Source organism: Nonomuraea sp. CX421, assembly GCF_059358955.1.
On record NZ_JCADBK010000001.1, the window covers coordinates 606,929 to 624,749 of the forward strand.

Sequence of the window (17,821 nt, forward strand, 5' to 3'; positions counted from 1 at the left end):
GGGCCGACCTTGGACAAGTATACGTATGCAAAGTACCGTGAATCCCCCGCCCCCATACGAGAGGCAGTCATGTCCCAGCACCTCAAGTCCGCCATCGGCGCAAATCAGGATGCGGCGCGGCTCGAGGCCGTCCGCACGACCGTGACCGGTGTCATCGACGACGTCCGACGGCGCGGCGACGCGGCCGTGCGCGAATACTCCGAGAAGTTCGACAACTGGTCACCGGAGCGGTTCCGCCTCGACGCCGACCAGATCAAGAAGATCGTCGCCTCCGTCCCCGACCAGGTGATCGCCGACATCCACGCCGTGCAGGCGAGGGTGCGCGCGTTCGCGCAGCACCAGAAGGACTCGCTGCGTGACTTCGAGGTCGAGACCGAGCCCGGCGTGTTCCTCGGCCAGAAGAACATCCCCGTGGCCACGGCCGGCGCCTACGTGCCCGGCGGGCGCTACCCGCTCGTCGCCTCCGCGCACATGACGGTCGTGACCGCCAAGGTCGCGGGTGTGGACCGGGTGATCGCCTGCACCCCGCCGATCCACGGCGAGATCCCCGCCGCCACCGTCACCGCCCTGCACCTGGCGGGTGCCGACGAGATCCTGCTGCTGGGCGGCACCCAGGCCGTGGCCGCGATGGCCATCGGCACCGAGACGATCGGCAAGGTCGACCTGCTGGCCGGGCCGGGCAACGCCTACGTCGCCGAGGCCAAGCGGCAGTTGTTCGGCGAGGTCGGCATCGACCTGTTCGCCGGCCCCACCGAGATCCTGATCGTCGCCGACGAGCACGCCGACCCGTTCGTGGTCGCCGTCGACCTCCTCAGCCAGGCCGAGCACGGCCCCGACTCCCCCGCGGTGCTGATCACCACCTCCGAGGCGCTCGGCCGCCAGGTGATCGAGCTGGTCGAGGAGCTCCTGGTCGACATGCCGACGGCGGACTTCGCCGGGCCGGCCTGGCGCGACCACGGCGAGGTCGTCGTGGTGGCCGACCTCGACGAGGCGTACGCGCTGGCCGACCGGTACGCCTCGGAGCACGTGCAGATCCTCACCGAGTCGCCGCGTGAGGCGCTCGACAGGATGCGCAACTACGGCGCGCTCTTCCTGGGCGAGGGGACCTGCGTCTCGTACGGCGACAAGGTCATCGGCACCAACCACACGCTGCCGACGCGGGGCGCGGCCAACTACACCGGTGGCCTGTGGGTCGGCAAGTACCTCAAGACCGTGACGTACCAGGAGGTCGTCGACCGGGCCTCCAGCGCCGCGCTCGGCGAGCTGTGCGGGCGGGCGGCGCGCGTGGAGTTCTTCGAGGGGCACGCGCGGTCGGGAGACGTGCGGGCCCACAAGTACGCCGGCGCGCCGCTGCCCTGGGCTCCGGCGAGTCTCTGAGCACGCCGGGGCGGCCGGCGACGCCGGCCGCCCCGGGCGTCAGAGCGCGCGGAAGGTCAGGTCGACGCCTCCCGGACCGCCGAGCCGGGCAGGGCCGCGCCGGGTCCCGCCCGCCCGCAGGAGGGCGTCCATGGTCGTGGCGGGGTCGTCGCAGCCGAAGACCAGCTCGCGCAGGCCGATGCTACGGCGAGCCGGGGGCGGCGGCTCGGCGCCGAAGACCTGGACGAGTTCGAGCCGCGCCGGGGCCAGGCCGTCGCCGCCGAGCACGGCGTTGCGCAACGTGACGCCTGGCGCGAGCCCGAGCTGGGCCTCGATCTCCGGCCCGCCGACCTCGCCGTCGAAGACGACGTCCAGGCCGCCCGCGGTCACGAAGAACTCCAGGGCGGGGTCCATCCGCTCGACCACGATGACCGCCGAGTGCAGCTCGCCGTGGACCCGGCCCGGGTCGCGCTCGATGGCGGGAGTGGGCAGCCGCGGCTCGTAGTCGGGGATCGTCCACAGCAGGTCGTCCGGTCCCCACGCGAGCCGCTCGCGCAGCGGCGTGGAGAGCCCGGCGTCGAAGGTGGCGATCGGGCCGACCCGGCCGCCGGCGCGCGTGACCTGCTCCTCGGTGCGGTCGAGGTCGGTCGAGTAGATGCCCAGCAGGCGCGGCCCCGGCTCCCAGAACACCGGCTCCGGCAGCCGTACGTCCTCCGGGGCGGCGACCAGCCGGACGCGGCCGGTCGGGGAGTCCGGCAGCCCGGTGAGCGTCCAGTCCTGGCCGCTGCCGAGGACCTCCCAGCCGAACGCCTCGCTCAGGAACCGGGCGGCCGCCGCCGGGTCGCGGCTGGCGACCACCGCTTCGAGCACCGATCCGAGGCTCATCGGAGGCCGCCGAGGAACGCGTCGACGGCGGCCGTGTAGGCGCGCGGCTCGCGGAAGTGGAACGCGGGATGCCCCTCGACGTCGGTCCAGACGTGGCCGGGCACGGTCGGAGCGGCCGCCCGCATGGCGGTGACCAGCGACGGGTCGTCCTCCGTCGCGTTGAGGAACAGCACCGGGCCACGCAGGCGCGCCAGCCGGTCGTAGGAGTCGTGCCGGCAGACCGCGTCGTACGCCCACCAGTAGGCGGGGCCGGCCTGCAGGGCCGCGATCAGCTCGCGCTGGAGCTGCGGCCCGTCGGCGCCGGGCACGATGTCGGCCACCTTGGGCTTGACGAAGGTGTCGACGAAGTCCATCGCCCGATCCAGCTCGTACGGCTTGAGCAGCGCGTTCGTCCAGAAGTCGCGGTCCTCGTCCCTGAGGGCCAGCAGCCCGAAGAAGACGCTCGCGCGCACCCGCTCGGGATGGGTGGCGGCCACTTCGAGGGCGAACGTGGCGCCGGTGTGGTGCCCGAGGACGTCGAACTCGGCCAGCCCCAGCGCGTCGGCGACCTCGACGAACGTCTCGGCGTAGTAGGCGGCGTCGCCAGGCCGCTCGGACGGGGCGTCGGACATCCCGAAGCCCGGGGTGTCGACGGCGATCACCCGGCGACCGCGGGCCAGCAGCGGGAGGCTCGGCGCGAACTGGCTGCCGTTGCTAGGGGTCTGGTGGAGCAGGAGCAGGGCCGGGCCCTCGCCCATCTCGCGGTAGTGGATGCGCCCGGCCCGGGTGGCGACGTAGCCGCGCACCTCGCGGGTGGCCGTGTCAGTCGTCATCGTTCAGGCTCCCCGTCCGGTCAGGGTCCGGCCGAGGACGCGGCCGAAGGAGAGGGCCGGCGTGACCAGCATCCCGGAGCAGAAGGCGTTGCCCGTCGTCGCGGCCGCGCCGATCACCTCGCCCGCCGCGTACAGGCCCTCGATCGGCTCGCCCGCCTCGGTGAGCACCCGCAGGTCGCCGTCCACGGCGAGCCCGCCGAAGGTGATGAACACCGTGGCGACGTTGCGCAGCGCGTAGAACGGGCCCTGGGTGAGGGTGTGGCTGGCCCTGCGCCGGCCGAACAGGTCGCGCCCGTGCGGCACGCTCGCGTTGAACTCCGCGATCGTGGCCTCCAGCCCCTCCGGGTCGATACCGGCCTTGCGGGCCAGCTCGGCCGGCGTGTCACCGACCCAGGCGACGTCGCCCTCGCGGGCCTTCTCCCGCAGCCCGTCGGGGCCCCAGAACGGGACCAGGGGAAGCCCCACGTCGATGGAGGCGTCGTCGAAGACGACGAACCAGGCGGTGTCGTCGAGCTGCCTGATGTTGCGCTCGCGCGTGTCGGGGCTCAGCTCCTCCTCGTTCATGAACCGGCGGCCGCTCGGGTCGACGTAGATCTCCCTCGGCAGCCGCAGCGGGTCGTGCAGGACCGGCCAGGCGCCGAGGAGCTCGGCGCGGCCCGATCCCGCGGCCGTCTCGATGCCGTCGGCGGTGGGCAGGTGCTTGTCCGCGCCGACGAAGGCCGCTCCCACCTTGCGGGCGGCGACGATGCCGTCGCCCTGCGACGTCTCCGGCGCGCAGCTGACCAGCCGGTGCGCCCGAGGGGTCACCTCGGCGAACATCTCCGGGTTGGCCGCGTAGCCGCCCGTGGCCAGCACCACGTTCGCGGCGCGGATCTCGCGGGGCCCGTCGGCCCGGTCGACGACGACCCCGGCCACCCGGCCGCCGTCCTCGGTGACCAGCTCGCGCAGCGTGCTGCCGGTGAGCAGGACGATCGCGCCCGACGCGACCAGCCGGTCCCAGTCCGGCAGCATCGCGTCGAGGATCTCCAGCCCGCGCCGGGGAGCGAAGTGGGTGCGCGGCACGTCGTACGGCTCATGCCCGAACAGCACGGCCGGGGCCGCGTCGGCGAAGGTGTAGCCGTTGTCCTCCAGCCAGTCGACGGTCCGTGCGGCCTCCTCGACCGCGAGGCGCGTCACCACCTCGTCGACGGTGCCCCGGCTGATCCGGTCGATGTCCTCGAAGTGCGCCTGGGGAGAGTCGACGATCCCGCGCGCCGCCTGCCGCCGCGTGCCGGCCGCGCTGAGGTCGCCGCCGGTCACGTGGAGCGTTCCACCGACCCGGTCCAGCTTCTCCACCACGCAGACCCGCAGGCCCCTTTCGGCCGCCCCGATCGCGCACGGCATGCCGGCGGTGCCGGCTCCCACGACGAGGACGTCGAATTCGGTCTCGTTCACAAGAAGTCACTCCCCGGTGATCAGATAGATGAGGGCGCGGTCGACGTTCATCGGCGCCCACCGCTCGAAACCGCCCCACGCGCCGTACGCGGGCCGCAGCCGTTCGACGGCCAGAGCCGCCGTCTCGTCGAACATCCGGTCGGTCATGGCCACGCCGTCGGCCAGTTCCTCGGGCCGGTAGTCGCCGTCGTTGAGGATGCTCACCTCGTTCACCTCGGCCCGGGCGGCGGCCGCGGCGTCGAGCAGGTCCCGGTAGTAGCGGCGGTAGTTGTCGATCCACTCCCGGGGCGCCGGCGGGCAGTGGCCGTCGAGGGTGACGTCGACGTCGTCGAAGGCGTCCAGGGTCTCCAGTGACCTCATCGTGCCGACGAAGTCGGTGACGGGCAGGTTGCGGTACGGGACGAGGCCGCCGGCGATCACGTCGATGAGCGCGGCCCACCGGTCGGCGCGGTTGACCACGGCCAGGTTGGTCCGGCTGTGGTTGGGCCCGAGGTCGTACAGCTCCCAGGTGACCCGGCCGACCCGGAGCCGGCGGTGGCCCTCGACCAGGACGGTCGGGAGCGGCACGTCGGTGATGCCGCGCGAGGTGAGGTTGGCGCCGAGGTCCTTGTGCCCGACGATCCGCGCCCGCGGGGCCAGCACCTCGGCGCCGACGATGTGGTCGAGATGCTCGTGGCTGTAGACGATGTACGTCACCGGCTGGTCGGTGACCGACGCGATGGCGTCACGGTAGGCGGCTGCGGCGTCGCGGCTGATCGGGTCGAGCGCGATCACGCCCTCGTCCGACACCGAGAAGACCGTCCGGTAGTAGCCGGTGGGCCAGACGAACTCGTACGAGTCGCCGCCCAGCGGTTCGACCGACCATCCTGGGTCGCCCATGGCTCAGACCGCCTTCTTCGACGCCGTCGGGATGCCGCCGAAGATTCCGCGCAGCATCGCGTCACGGGCTTCGACCAGGGCGGGCGGCCAGACGTCGAGTTCGGTGGCGACCATGAAGCTGAAGACTCCGGACGGGAGCAGGATGCACTCGTCGACGCCGTCGCCGAAGCTCTCGATGTCGTCGCGGAGCCGTTCGGGGGTGGAGACGACGATCAGCTCGCGCACGACGTCCTCGGAGAGGGCGGCCGCCGCCTCGGTGTACTTCTCGGCGGCGAGGAGCGGCTTCAGGGTGGAGACCACGTCGGGGTGCGCGACGGCCAGCCGGTCGAGGTAGAGCGGCACGGAGAACGCGCCCACCAGGTCGGCGCGGGCGAGCCGCAGCGCCTCGCCCTCGTCCTCGTGCACGGCGGTGATCGTGCCGAAGCTGACCTTGAACGGGGCCGTGCTGCCGGACCGTTCGTGGGCCTCGCGGGCCATGGCCGACTTGCGCCGCAGCTCCGCGCGGGGGGCGATGTGGTGGAGGATCACGCCGTCGGCGACCTCGCCGGACATGCGCACCATCCGGTCACCGAAGGCGCCGAACATCGTGGGAATGTCGGCCCGCTGGTAGCCGAAGCCCTTGCCGCTGGCTCGGTAGTGCTCGCGGACGATGTCCACCGGCTCGTCGAGCGGCGTGTAGAGCAGCGTGGTGATGCACTCCAGGTACTCCTTCATCCGCGTGGCGGGCGGGAAGAAGGGGATGCCGTGGGCGTTCTCCATGTCGCCGGCGCCGACCAGGCGGTGGAACCGCTCGCTGACCGCGCCCTCCCGGGCGGTGTGCCCCGGACCAAGGCCGAGGGTGAAGCGGTGGTCCCACTCGCCGAGCGACTGGATGGCCCTCGCGGCCTGCAGCGGGGTGCGGGTCGGCAGCGCGATCGCCACGCCGACCTTCAACGTCTCGGTGTGGCTGAGCGCCAGACCGGCGTCCACGAAACAGTCACGGCCGAAGGTGTCGGCGGCCCAGGCGGCTTCAAGGCCGGTCTTCTCGCCCTCCTTGCAGAAGGCGATCCATTCGGCGCCATCGGATGCGATCGCCGAGATGCTCAGCTTTGCCATGCGGAATGTCCTCCCTGTCGGCCGTGGCGTGCCGGCGGCCGACACAACAGTGGTCAGTGGTGCCGCCCGCTCAGGTGAGGGCGACGAGTTCCATCAGGGCCCCGCTGCCGGGGACGCGGACCAGGGCCGCGACGCAGTCGCCGAAGCCCGGGTGGTCGATCGGCCGGGGCGGGGCGAAGACCTCGACTCCGTGCTCAGCCGCCCTGTCCAAGGTCGCGCCGAGGTCGTCGACCACCACCGCCATCACGAGGTGCCCGACCGCCGGCGGCGCCTTGGCGGCCTCCGGGATGTCCGGCAGAACGTAGTTCAGCGGCGCGCACAGCGCGATCTTGCCCATGAGGTCGTCGCCGTGGAGGAACAGGTTGCGGGAGACCGAGCCCCGCTCCAGCCGGAGGAAGTCGTTGCGGTCGTCGCCCGCCACCTCGAAGTCCATCAGCACGCGCAGCCCGACGACGTCGACGTAGAAGCGCAGCGCGTCGTCGATCGACGGCACGTTGTGCGCCGCGGTCGCCAGCTCGCTGAAGCCGGTCGGGGTCGGCCCCAGCTCCTCGTACGTACGCGCGACGCTCCCGACCACGGTCGACGGGTCGCCCTGGGGCTCGATCAGGTTGACGGCCAGGCCGTCGGGCCCGTCGAAGAACACCTCGGTCGGGGCGCCCTCGTGGCCGCCGATGTCGTACTGGAGCGGGTCGGTCCAGAACTCGTAGCCGAGGCCGGCGAGCCGGCGACGGGCCGCCGCCATGTCGGGGGTGTAGAAGTTGGCGTTGGTGTAGCCGAGGAACCAGTCGGGGTGGTCGCCGCCGGCCCGTTCGCCCGCGTCGCGGAACTCCACCAGCATGACGCGGCCCGTGGGCCGTCCCCCGGACGAGAGCACGGCCAGGTGACCGGAGGCGCCCGCCGGCAGCGCGTAGTAGTCCTCGAACTCAGGCCCCCTCCACACCGTCGCGGCGTCGACCTGGAGCCCGATGACGTCGCGGTAGAAGCGCAGCGACGTCTCGAGGTCGCGCACGCTGATCGTGGAAAGCCGATTGGAGCTCGCGCTCACCGTGCCGTCTCCTTCGTCGCCGTGGTCGCCGTGGTCGCCGTGGTGGCGTCGTGGGCGCCGTCCGTCATGGCCGTGCCTGCTGTGCCTGGGATGCCTGCTGCACCTGGGATGCCTGTGCCGCGTCCCAGGCTGGGAGGAGGTCCTTGACCACCTCGATGCCCAGGAGGCGGAAGGAGACCTCCAGGTGGTAGCCGGCGATCGTCTCGACCGGCGCGATGGGCGTCAGCCACTCGTTCTCGACGTCGTGGAAGGTGAGCTCGCCGGTGCCCCGCCAGACGTCCCCGAACACGACGTTCTCGTCCCGTTCGGTGACCAGGTCGTAGGCGAGTGGACGGCCGGCGGCGGCGATCTCGAAGTTCGGCACGTGCCGCAGCATGAAGATGTTGAACAGCTCGGCGGTGGGAGACTCCTCCGGCCTGATCCTCTCCTCCAGGGTCACCCTGCTGCCGGCCACGCGGGCGCCCAGCCGTTCGACCGCCGAGTCGAAGACCGCGCCCGCGCGCGGGCCGGACCAGGTCGGGTGCATGCGCTGCCCCTCGGTGATCGCGATGCGCGCGAGCTTGCCGTTGATGCCGGTCAGCGCCTCCATGAGGAAGCTCCACTCGCGGTCCGTCCAGGAGTGGCTGTAGTAGACGCCGGGCGCGCCGTCGAGATCGACGGGGATGCCGATCGTGGCTTCGAGCATCCGGCGCCGCTCCGGGTGCCAGTCGGCTCCCGAGACGTTCACCGGGCTCATCATGTGGTCGATGACCAGCCAGAACGCCTCGCCGGCGCGGGCCTGAAGCGGCTTGAGCGGCGGCGGCACGAGCTGGGCCAGCGCCTCGGGATCGGTGCGGAAGTGCACCATGGTGGCCTGGATCGCGAAGTCGTAGGGGGGCGTGGGCAGCACCGAGGCCGTTCCGTCGGGCGAGAACGGGCGGGTGAAGCCGGTGGACACGAAACTCACGGTCGCCTCTTCTTCTTCGTCGTCTTCTTCGTCGTCTTCGCCGAGGGTTGAGCCGTCACGCGGGCTGCCCGGCGTCGAGGGAGCGCTCCGAGATCGCGGCGTCGAGCGCCCCTGGCATCTCCGCGACCCGCCAGCAGGCGCAGGCGTGCGCGCCGTCCACCGCCTCGAAGGCGGGACGCCCCGACCGGCAGACCTCCAGTGCCACCGGGCAGCGGCTGCTCAGGTGGCACTGGTCGGCTCGGGCCAGGACGTCCTCACCGCGCAGCACGGCGACCCGCTCGCGGCCCACGAACTCGACGCCGAGCCGGGGCGACGCCGAGATCAGCGCCACCGAGTAGGGGTGCCTCGGCCGTTCGAAGACGTCTTCGGTGCTGCCGTACTCGACGATGCGCCCTCGGTGCATGACGGCGATCGCGTCGCTCGTCGCCGCGACGCTCGCCAGGTCGTGCGAGATCAGCACGTACGTGAGTCCAAGCTCGACCTGCAGCCGCTGGAGGAGCTGGTAGATGCCGCGGCGCACCTCGGCGTCCAGCGCGGCCGTCGGCTCGTCGAGCACCACGACCTCGGGCTCACCGATGATCGCCCGGGCGATGCCGATGCGCTGCGCCTGGCCGCCGGACAGCTCGCCGGGGTAGCGCGAGACGTAGGAGGGGTCGAGCTGGACGTGCTCCAGGCAGCGGAGCACCTCCTCGCGCCGGGCCCCGCGTTCCCTGCCGCGCAGCAGCAGCGGCTCCTCCAGCACCTGCCCGACCCGCATCCGGGGGTTGAGCGAGGCGAAGGGATCCTGGAAGACCATCTGCACCTTGCGCCGGAAGTCGCCCCGGGACGCCTTCGACAGCTTCGCCACGTCGTGCTCGCCGATGGCGATGGTCCCCGAGTCCCAGGAGCTGAGGCCGAGCAGGCACCTGCCGAGCGTGGTCTTGCCCGAGCCGCTCTCGCCCACGACCGCCAGGGTGGTGCCGCGCCGCACGGTGAGGGTGACGTCGTCGAGCGCCTGGACGTCGCCGCTCCGCGTCCGGAACGCCTTGCTGACGTGGTCGACGCGAATGATCGGATCGGTGGTCATCCGGCTGTCTCCTGCCTGGTGAACGAGGTGGCGTCCACGAGCGCCCGGGTGTACGGCCGCGGGTCGTCGTAGAAGGCGGCCTTCGGGGTGCCGACGTCGACGACCTCGCCCTCGCGCATGACGACGACGCGGTCGCACGTCTCGCTCACCAGCGCGAGGTCGTGCGTCACCATGACGACGGACAGCCCCTGCTCGCTGACCAGCCGTCGCAGCAGCTCGACGATCTGCGCCTGGGCGGTCACGTCGAGCGCGCTGGTGGGCTCGTCGGCCAGCAGCAGCTTCGGCTCCATCAGCAGCGCGACGGCGACGAGCACCCGCTGCGCCATGCCGCCGGAGAGCTCGTGCGGGTACGCCTTCAGCACCCGCCGCGGGTTGTTGATGAACAGGTCGGACAGCGTGTCGGCGATCCGGTCCTCGGTCACCTGGCGGCCACTGCTCTTCATCAGCGTCTGGATCTGGTTGCCCACCGTCCGGAGCGGGTTCAGGGCGCCCACCGGGTCCTGGACGATGACGCTCATGCCGAGGCGGCGCTGGTCAGGGCCGCCCTTGCCGGCTCTCACCGGGACGCCGTCGCGGACGAGGTCGGCGCCGAGGAACCTGACGGCGCCCCCCGTCATGCGCGCGCCGCGTGGCAGGTGGCCCAGCACCGCGCGCAGCGTGGTCGACTTGCCGGAGCCGGAGCCGCCGACGATGCCCAGGAACTCCTGTTCCCCGACCTCGAACGACACGTCCCGGACCACCGGCCGCGCACCGAACGCGATGTCCAGGCCCTCGACTTCGAGCAGGTTCGTGCGAGAGCTCAACGGACCCTCCTGGCTTTGACGACGGACTCGCCGACCATCTGCAGCGCGACGACGGTGACGACGATCGCGACCCCCGGGAAGGCGATGAGCCACCACTGGCCGGAGGTCATGTACTGCACTCCTTCTTGGATCATCACGCCCCACTCCGCCGCGCCGGGGTCGGTGCCGACGCCGAGGAAGCCGAGCGCGCCGACCAGGATGATCGCGTAGCCGGCGGCCGTGGTCGTCTGCGTCAGCGCTCCGGTCAGGACGTTGGGCAGGATGTGCCGCCACAGGATGCGCGGGGTGGAGCACCCCACGCAGGTCGCGGCGTCCACGTACGGGAGCCGCGACGCGGCCAGGGTCTCGGCGCGGACCAGACGGATGAAGATCGGGATGTTGACGAAGCCGACCGCGATGATCAGCGTCGACACGCCGCCGCCGACGAACGCGAGCAGCAGCAGCGCGAAGACCAGCAGCGGGAAGGCCTGGAAGGCGTCGAGGCCGCGCATCAGCAGGCCGGACCATCTCCCGCGCGAGTAGCCGACGACGACGCCGATCATTCCGCCGATCACCGCGGAGATCAGGACGCCGACGACCGCGACGGTCACGTCGGTCCTCGCGGCCTCGGCCACGCGGGCGAACAGGTCGCGGCCGACGGGGTCGGTGCCGAAGGGGTGCGACAGCGAGGGGCCCAGCAGGGCGTCGCCGAGCCGGGTCTCCAGCCGGTCGGCGAAGATCCAGGGGATGACCACCGCACCGATGACGATCAGCGCCAGGATCGCGAGGCCGATGTTGCGTGACGAGAGCAGCGGCCCGCGAGCGCGGGAGGTCTCGGCCTGAGGGTTCTGAGGGTTCTGAGGGACCTGGGGAATCTGCTGTACGCCGCTCACGATGCGCTCCGCTTGATCGTCCGGGGGTCGAGCCAGGCGTGGATCAGGTCGACGCTGAGGTAGATCAGCATGGAGAGCACAGCGGTGACCATCACGAAGCCCTGGATGGCGAAGAAGTCGTTGCCGGTGATGGACTCGACCGCGTACTCACCGATGCCGCCCCAGCTGAAGATCGCCTCGACGACCACCGCGCCGCCGATGAGCAGGCCGTAGACGAGCCCGCTCATGGTGAGGATGGGCGGGAACGCGTTCTCCAGCACGTATCTCCAGCGCAGCTTGTTCGACCCGCCGTTGAGGATCACGTAGTCGACGAACCTGCGCCGCGAGATCTCCTCGATGGAGGAGACCGCCACGCGGTAGATCGGCGCCGCGTAGCACAGGGCGAGCGTCAGGGAGGGCAGCGCGAGGTGGGTGAGCGCGTCGACGACCGCGCCGCCGTTACCGGCGATGACGGCGTCGAGCAGGGCCGCCCCGGTCACCGCCGGCACGTCCGACCCCGACCCGCCCTGGCCGATCGGCACCGGGAACACCGGGATGGCGACGTAGAAGAGCAGGATCAGGATGGGGCCGACGACGAAGTCGGGCACGGAGCTGCCGAGCCCGCCGAAGGTCTTGCCGACCGAGGCCAGCACCCCGCGCTCGCGGTTGGCGGTGAGGACGGCCAGGCCGATGGCCAGCACGAACCCGACCAGGACCCCGCTCGTCGTCAGCACCATCGTGGAGGGCAACCGGCGGACGAGGTCCTCGATCACCGCGTTGCCGGTGCCGATCGACTGACCGAGGTCTCCGGTGAACAGGCGGCCCAGGAAGGCGACCAGTTGCTCGGGGATCGACTTGTCGAGCCCGAGCCTCGCCTCCATCTGGGCCACCTGTTCCGGGGTGGCCAGAGGTCCGGCAGCCACAACAGCCGGGTTTGTCGGAAGCAGCTGCGTCACGATGAAGGTGAGGATCATCAACGCGAGCGTCACTGGGACAATCGTTATCAGCCGTACTGTGGCATACCGGACCATGGCGGCACTTCCCCTATCTCGCGGCTCGCTACTTGACCGTCACCGTTCGGTACGGGGTGGCGCCGCTGGGGTCGAAGGCCAGGTTCTGCACGTTGCTCCGGATGACGGTGGTGGAGTAGAGGCCGGCGACCGGGATGACCATCGGGTTGTCGATGGCGGCCTTCTGCAGCGCCTTCATGGCCGGCTCACGGTCGGCGAACTCCACCTTGTCCAGGCAGTCCTCGAAGGCCTTGTTGAACGTCTCGTCGTGGTAGTTGTTCGAGTTCGCGATGCCGCCCTTGGCCCACAGCGCGCCGATCGAGCAGGCGTCCGGCACCTCGGTGGCGCCCAGGTCCTCCATGTAGAGCGGGATGTCGTGGTTGTTGAAGTTACGCGTCTGGAGCTGGGCGTTGGGCTCGGCCTTGAGCTGGATGTCGATGCCGATCTGCGCCCAGGACGACTTGAGGATCTCGGCGACCTGCTGGAGGATCGGCTCCTCCGACGAGTAGTACAGCTCCGACTTGAAGCCGTTCGGCTTGCTCGACTCCGCCATCAGCGCCTTGGCCTTGTCCATGCTGTGGTCGTAGCGGAAGAACTCGTCGGTGTAGCCCGCGATGTACGGCGACACGGGCGACTTCAGCTCGAAGGCGTCACCGTTGTAGACGCGCTCGATGATGTCCTTCGTCGGCACCGCGGTCCACATCGCCTGGCGGACCTTCACGTCGGCGATGTTCGGGTCGTCGAGGTTGGGATAGACGAAGGCGCGCGTGTTGGCGTTGAACTTCACCACCGTGAGCGAGTCGTTCTGGCTCGCCGTGCTCACCTGCTGCGGCGTCAGCCCCAGGGCGATGTCCACGTCACCCTTGGTCAGCGCGTTGAGGCGCTGGGCCGGGTTGGTCACGGCCTGGGTGGTCACCGCCAGGTTGCCGCTGTTGGCCGCGTCCCAGTAGTCCGGGCGAGGCTGGAGGGTGATGCTCCTCGGCCGCTGCCAGTCGGAGATCGCGTAGGCGCCGAAGCCGGCGGCGTTCTCGCCCAGCCACTTGGCGGCCCACTTGTCGTCGGCCGTCACGTGCTTCTTCGCCTCGGTGGAGTCGATCGGCCGCACGTAGGACGCGACCGCCATGGTGGCGAGCAGCATGGGGCTGGCACCGTCGGTGGTGAACTTGACGGTGTACTTGTCCACCGCGTCGACGGCGCTGACGCCCATGAACTTCGTCCACAGCAGCGCGCCGGTGGCGGCGAGCGCCTTGCTGCGCTCGTAGGTCCACACCACGTCGGCGGAGGTGAACTCGTTGCCGGCGTGGCTCTTCACGCCTTCGCGCAGCTTGAAGGTCCAGGCGTTGTCGGAGTACTCCCAGGAGGTGGCCAGAGCGGGCTCGACCTTCTGGGTGTCGAGCTTGAGCCCGCCGCCCAGGTCGGCGTCGTTGGGCTGGTATCCGAACCTGACCAGCGGCTCGTAGACGTTCTTGACCGTCTGGTAGTTGGCGACCACGACCGCTGAGGGCGCGTCCGGGTCGATGTTCTCGGCGATCGCGCCGGCCGCGACGGACATCGACGTCTTCGCCGGCTTGCCGCTGTCGGCCGCGTCACCGGTGCCGGACGTGCCGCCGCCCCCGCACGCCGTGATCGTCACCGTCAAACCGAGCGCGACGCAGGCGAGTCGCAGCCCGCCCCGACGCCTCCGCGAGTCCACTTTGCTCATGGTCACCATCTCAGATTGAAAGAAGATCCCACACGGGATGTGTCGGCACTAGGCGGATGAGTCAGCTCAAGGCGGACATGTCGGCGCGAGGCAGATCTGTCTGCAAGGGCGTAGGTCCGGCACTAGGACTCCGAGCAGCCCGAGCTCGTCTTGGTGACGCTGACAATAAACGTCTGATGCATCACCGTCAAGCATTGATTTGGGCCCGCAAGACCCGTTAACACGAGCGCAAAAGGCAAGAAGGTTCAGTGTTACGACTGGTGGAGGGCTCGCCCTCGCGGATCCAGCCCAATTGTCTAAGCCACCGCCCCTAGATCCACTCCCGAGCACCTTCATGGAAACATAAGACATATTGACAGTGGGATTCCGCCCTGCGTAGGCTCGGTCGAAATTCACGGGCGGATGAGGGGATGGACACCTCAGGTGCCCCTACGCCTCCGGCCGCGTCAGCAGGACCATGGGAGGGGCCTCGTGCCGAAGGGCTACGTCGACACGCCAGAAGGACAGATCCACTACTGGGACGAGGGCACCGGCGATCCGGTGATCCTGCTCCATCAGGCGCCGTCCAGCCTGATGATGTGGTCCGCCTTCATCCCCCACCTCGTCGGCACCGGCCGGCGGGTCATCGCCCTCGACCTCCCCGGCTACGGGATGTCCGACGCGCCTCCCTCCCCGCCCACGGTCGAGTACTACGCCCGCCGCGTGCTCGACGCGCTGTCCCGCATGGGGATCGAGCGGTTCGACGGAGTGGGCCACCACACCGGCGCCTCCGTGCTCATGGCCGCCTCCCTGGAGCGGCCCGACCGGGTCCGCCGCATCGTCGCCTACGGCGTCGCCCTGCTGGACGAGGAGACGGCCAGGGCGCTGGCCGAGGAGGAGCCCCCCGTCTTCGACGAGCAGGCCACGGACATCCTGACGTGGTGGAAGGCCTTCTGGACGTTGTCCGGCCCCGACCTGGCTCCCACCGTCGCGCCTCGCTGTCTCGGCGACCTGATGCTGTCGGGTGACAAGCGGCCGTACGGGCACAACGCGGTCGGCCGTACCGATCACCGGCCCTACATCGACCGCCTGCGCGTTCCCACGCTGGCGCTGGCCGGCTCGCGGGAGATGCTCCGCGAGGAGACGGAGCGCAGCGCCGAGCTGTCCGAGTGGATCCGGTTCCACGAGATCCCGGACGCCGGCGTCTTCGTGGCCGACGAGCGCCCCGACGAGCTCGCCCGCGTCGTCGACGAGTTCCTGAGCCTGCCCGACGGGCGCCTGGCGGCCGCGTCATGAGCGCCTCGTCCGAGACCACCGCTGAGGCCACCGCCGAGACCACCGCCGAGGCCACCGCTGAGGAGCTGAGGGACCGGCTCGCCGAGGTGCTCGGCGCCGCCGACGTCCTCGACGACCCGATCGTCCGGGAGCAGCACTCGCACGACGGCGGTCAGGCGGGCGCGACCACCGCGCTCGTGGTGCGCCCGCGCAGCCTCGACCACGTCAGCCGGGCGGTCCGCCTGACGACGGACGCCGGGTTCGCCGTGGTGCCGCGCGGCGGCGGCATGTCCTACACCGCCGGCTACACGCCCACCAGCGAGCGAAGCGTCCTGTTCGACCTGTCGGGCCTCGACCGGATCCTGGAGATCAACGAGGCCGACATGTACGTCGTCGTCCAGGCCGGCTGCACCTGGGCCGCGCTCCGGAGCGCGCTCGCCGAGCGCGGGCTGCGCACCCCGTTCTGGGGCCCGATGTCCGGCCGCTACGCGACCGTGGGCGGCAGCCTGTCGCAGAACACCGTGATGTGGGGCTCGACGGCCAACGGCACGTCCGCCGAGAGCACCCTCGGGGTCACCGTGGTGCTCGCCGACGGGGCGGTCATCCGCACCGGCACCTGGGGAGCCGCCGCCGGCAGGCCGTTCTTCCGCTCCCACGGGCCCGACCTCACCGGGCTCTTCCTCGGCGACACCGGCGCCTTCGGCGTCAAGGTGGAGGTCGCCCTGCGTCTCGTCCCCGCCCCGGCGGCCGTACGTTTCGTGTCCTTCCAGTACGCGAACAGGTCGGACTACCTGCGCGCGGCCACCGGCGTGGCCCGCAGCGGCCTGGCCGAGACGCTGTTCGGCATGGATCCGGTGCTGCAGGGCCGGGAGGTGCGAGACGCCAGCATCGCCGACGGCGCCCGCGCCATGACCGGCGTCATCGGCTCGCAGGGCAACCTGGTCCGCGGCATCAGGCAGGCGGCGAAGGTCGCGCTGGCCGGCCGCAGGGTCGCCCGGGAGCACCACTACGCCCTGCACGGCATCGTCGAGGCGCGCTCCGACGCCGAGGCCGACGCCTCGGTCGCGCAGATCAGGAAGATCTGCGCCGCCGGTGGGACCGAGGTCACCAACTCCGTCCCGAGCGTCATGTACGGCAATCCGTTCGTCGACATCACGGGCACGGTCAGCCGGGCCGGCGAGCTGATGCTGCCGCAGCACGGCATCTTCCCGTTCAGCGAGGCCGATACGGCCTGGGCCGAGATGGACAAGGCGCTGGCCCCGTGGCGGGAGTCCTTCGAGAAGCACGGCATCGAGATCGGCGCCCTGGCCACCTCGGCGGGGACGGGCTTCATCATCGAGTTCGTCTTCTACTGGATGGACGGCCTGACGCCGTGGCACAGCCTCATGCTCGACCCGGGCACGCACGCCAAGTTCGCCGACGGCAACACGCCCGACTCCGCGGCCACGGCGGTCGTGCTCGAAGCGAGCACCGCGCTGCGCGCCCGGCTGCGTGAGCTGGGCGCCGCCCACCTGCAGATCGGCAAGCGCTACGAGTATCAGGAGGGCCTCTCCCCGGAGGTGGCCGCCCTGCTGGGCCAGGTGAAGTCGATCCTGGACCCGCGCGGCCTCGTGAACCCGGGCTCGCTGGGAATGCCCGCCGGGGGCCCCTGACCCCCGCCCCCCGGGCCCGCGCGAGGCGGGCCGAGCCCGGAACGACCGGCCCGCCTGGCGCGGGCCGGTCGTTCACATGTAAGCCCGGCGCAGGTGTTCGAGGTGACGGCGCATGGCGTCGGACGCTCCCTCGACGTCGCGCGCCTCGACCAGGGCGAAGATCTCCTCGTGGTCCTCGTCGACGCCGACGTAGAACTCGGCCGGCATGACGCGGGGCATGCGGGTGCGGAGCACGCGGAAGATCGGCTCGGTCAAGAGCCGCAGCACGGTGTTGTCCGTGGCGTCGACGACGATCTCGTGGAACGTGCGGTGCTCCGGGGTGCCGCGCGCCTGTGACACCTTGCGCGAGCCCATCGTGATGACCTCGCCGAGCGCCTTGAGATGCGCGTCGGTGCGCCGCTCCGCCGTGAGCGCGGCCGACGGCACTTCGAGCGCCTGCCGCGCCTCGAAGAGCGCGTGGGCGGTGACGCCGTCCTCGTCGGACATCAGCCCGATGCTCGTTTCGAGATAGTCGCTCACCTGGTCGATCTGGACGCGGGACACGAACGTGCCACCGGTGGTGCCGCGCAGCGTGTAGATGAGGCCCTGCGAGGTGAGCGCCCGGAGCGCCTCACGCACGGTGGTGCGGCTGGTGCCGAAATTGGTGGCGAGGTTGACCTCGTTGGGCAGCCGGTTTCCGGGTGCCAGTGAGCCGTCGAGGATCAGTGTCCGGAGCTGGTCGGCGACCTGCTGGTAGGCCGGCCTGAGCTTGCTGACCGGAAGTATCGGAGGTTTAGATCCGACATTTTCGGAATCGGGGCCGTCAGCGGTGAAATTGGGCGAATCCGATGTCATTGACGACCCGCTTTCCTGGCCTGTGCGTACCATGTGCTCGCCCCCGCGAGATGTGCCCCCATAACCGATCCGGGCGATTTTACCCGTCCGATCTCAGGGCCGCGAGTGTTCAGCCAGGCACTTCCTCCACATTCGTACGAGGAATGCGCAAGGCGGCCGGCTCGAATCAGCTCGCTCGTGTCTGATGTACTTTCTGG

The 17,821-nt window shown here is 70.8% G+C and carries 16 protein-coding genes; 3 read left to right on the top strand and 13 right to left on the bottom strand.

What is annotated here, in order from left to right:
• Nucleotides 1–69: 69 nt before the first annotated feature.
• Nucleotides 70–1,377: a histidinol dehydrogenase gene (hisD, locus tag AC5L3X_RS02845; RefSeq protein WP_494854863.1), complete on the top strand. Its 1,308-nt coding sequence runs from the start codon at nt 70–72 to the stop codon at nt 1,375–1,377.
• Between the two features lie 39 nt (nt 1,378–1,416).
• Here hisD and AC5L3X_RS02850 read toward each other — a convergent pair whose 3' ends face one another.
• The 12 genes from AC5L3X_RS02850 to AC5L3X_RS02905 form a co-directional block, all read right to left on the bottom strand.
• The gene (locus AC5L3X_RS02850; protein ID WP_494854865.1) at nt 1,417–2,241 is read right to left on the bottom strand and encodes a VOC family protein; all 825 of its coding nucleotides are present in this window, start codon (nt 2,239–2,241) and stop codon (nt 1,417–1,419) included.
• On the bottom strand, nt 2,238–3,053 hold the full coding sequence (locus AC5L3X_RS02855; protein WP_494854867.1) for an alpha/beta fold hydrolase: 816 nt from the start codon (nt 3,051–3,053) through the stop codon (nt 2,238–2,240). Before AC5L3X_RS02855 ends, AC5L3X_RS02850 begins: the two co-directional genes overlap by 4 nt.
• A gap of 3 nt (nt 3,054–3,056) precedes the next feature.
• On the bottom strand, nt 3,057–4,487 hold the full coding sequence (locus AC5L3X_RS02860; protein WP_494854869.1) for an FAD-dependent oxidoreductase: 1,431 nt from the start codon (nt 4,485–4,487) through the stop codon (nt 3,057–3,059).
• 6 nt (nt 4,488–4,493) lie between these two features.
• Nucleotides 4,494–5,366, bottom strand: a complete 873-nt coding sequence (locus tag AC5L3X_RS02865) for an MBL fold metallo-hydrolase (RefSeq protein WP_494854870.1) — start codon at nt 5,364–5,366, stop codon at nt 4,494–4,496.
• Between the two features lie 3 nt (nt 5,367–5,369).
• Nucleotides 5,370–6,461, bottom strand: coding sequence for an LLM class flavin-dependent oxidoreductase (locus AC5L3X_RS02870; RefSeq protein WP_494854871.1), 1,092 nt, complete (start codon nt 6,459–6,461; stop codon nt 5,370–5,372).
• Nucleotides 6,462–6,531: 70 nt separating this feature from the next.
• Nucleotides 6,532–7,506: a VOC family protein gene (locus tag AC5L3X_RS02875; RefSeq protein ID WP_494854873.1), complete on the bottom strand. Its 975-nt coding sequence runs from the start codon at nt 7,504–7,506 to the stop codon at nt 6,532–6,534.
• A gap of 64 nt (nt 7,507–7,570) precedes the next feature.
• A complete protein-coding gene (locus AC5L3X_RS02880; protein ID WP_494854874.1) occupies nt 7,571–8,452 on the bottom strand; it encodes an acetoacetate decarboxylase family protein in 882 nt (293 codons plus the stop codon).
• Nucleotides 8,453–8,507: 55 nt separating this feature from the next.
• A complete protein-coding gene (locus AC5L3X_RS02885) occupies nt 8,508–9,518 on the bottom strand; it encodes an oligopeptide/dipeptide ABC transporter ATP-binding protein (RefSeq protein WP_494854875.1) in 1,011 nt (336 codons plus the stop codon).
• Nucleotides 9,515–10,321, bottom strand: a complete 807-nt coding sequence (locus AC5L3X_RS02890; RefSeq protein WP_494854876.1) for an ABC transporter ATP-binding protein — start codon at nt 10,319–10,321, stop codon at nt 9,515–9,517. Before AC5L3X_RS02890 ends, AC5L3X_RS02885 begins: the two co-directional genes overlap by 4 nt.
• Nucleotides 10,318–11,193, bottom strand: coding sequence for an ABC transporter permease (locus AC5L3X_RS02895; protein WP_494854877.1), 876 nt, complete (start codon nt 11,191–11,193; stop codon nt 10,318–10,320). The genes AC5L3X_RS02890 and AC5L3X_RS02895 overlap by 4 nt, the downstream gene beginning before the upstream one ends.
• Nucleotides 11,190–12,203: an ABC transporter permease gene (locus AC5L3X_RS02900; RefSeq protein WP_494854878.1), complete on the bottom strand. Its 1,014-nt coding sequence runs from the start codon at nt 12,201–12,203 to the stop codon at nt 11,190–11,192. The genes AC5L3X_RS02895 and AC5L3X_RS02900 overlap by 4 nt, the downstream gene beginning before the upstream one ends.
• A 28-nt stretch (nt 12,204–12,231) precedes the next feature.
• A complete protein-coding gene (locus tag AC5L3X_RS02905; RefSeq protein WP_494854879.1) occupies nt 12,232–13,884 on the bottom strand; it encodes an ABC transporter substrate-binding protein in 1,653 nt (550 codons plus the stop codon).
• A 471-nt stretch (nt 13,885–14,355) separates the two neighbouring features.
• Here AC5L3X_RS02905 and AC5L3X_RS02910 point away from each other — a divergent pair, with 471 nt between their 5' ends.
• Both AC5L3X_RS02910 and AC5L3X_RS02915 read left to right on the top strand, forming a co-directional pair.
• A complete protein-coding gene (locus tag AC5L3X_RS02910) occupies nt 14,356–15,159 on the top strand; it encodes an alpha/beta fold hydrolase (RefSeq protein WP_494854881.1) in 804 nt (267 codons plus the stop codon).
• A complete protein-coding gene (locus AC5L3X_RS02915) occupies nt 15,156–16,790 on the top strand; it encodes an FAD-binding oxidoreductase (protein WP_494854883.1) in 1,635 nt (544 codons plus the stop codon). The genes AC5L3X_RS02910 and AC5L3X_RS02915 overlap by 4 nt, the downstream gene beginning before the upstream one ends.
• A 72-nt stretch (nt 16,791–16,862) precedes the next feature.
• Here AC5L3X_RS02915 and AC5L3X_RS02920 read toward each other — a convergent pair whose 3' ends face one another.
• On the bottom strand, nt 16,863–17,624 hold the full coding sequence (locus AC5L3X_RS02920) for a FadR/GntR family transcriptional regulator (RefSeq protein ID WP_494854885.1): 762 nt from the start codon (nt 17,622–17,624) through the stop codon (nt 16,863–16,865).
• Nucleotides 17,625–17,821: the final 197 nt, after the last annotated feature.

Bases quoted from the DNA above. Each gene is read 5' to 3' on its own strand.
- hisD (WP_494854863.1), top strand. From the start codon at position 70: ATGTCCCAGCACCTCAAGTCCGCCATCGGCGCAAATCAGGATGCGGCG.
- AC5L3X_RS02850 (WP_494854865.1), bottom strand. From the start codon at position 2,241: ATGAGCCTCGGATCGGTGCTCGAAGCGGTGGTCGCCAGCCGCGACCCG.
- AC5L3X_RS02855 (WP_494854867.1), bottom strand. From the start codon at position 3,053: ATGACGACTGACACGGCCACCCGCGAGGTGCGCGGCTACGTCGCCACC.
- AC5L3X_RS02865 (WP_494854870.1), bottom strand. From the start codon at position 5,366: ATGGGCGACCCAGGATGGTCGGTCGAACCGCTGGGCGGCGACTCGTAC.
- AC5L3X_RS02870 (WP_494854871.1), bottom strand. From the start codon at position 6,461: ATGGCAAAGCTGAGCATCTCGGCGATCGCATCCGATGGCGCCGAATGG.
- AC5L3X_RS02885 (WP_494854875.1), bottom strand. From the start codon at position 9,518: ATGACCACCGATCCGATCATTCGCGTCGACCACGTCAGCAAGGCGTTC.
- AC5L3X_RS02900 (WP_494854878.1), bottom strand. From the start codon at position 12,203: ATGGTCCGGTATGCCACAGTACGGCTGATAACGATTGTCCCAGTGACG.
- AC5L3X_RS02905 (WP_494854879.1), bottom strand. From the start codon at position 13,884: ATGAGCAAAGTGGACTCGCGGAGGCGTCGGGGCGGGCTGCGACTCGCC.
- AC5L3X_RS02915 (WP_494854883.1), top strand. From the start codon at position 15,156: ATGAGCGCCTCGTCCGAGACCACCGCTGAGGCCACCGCCGAGACCACC.
- AC5L3X_RS02920 (WP_494854885.1), bottom strand. From the start codon at position 17,624: ATGACATCGGATTCGCCCAATTTCACCGCTGACGGCCCCGATTCCGAA.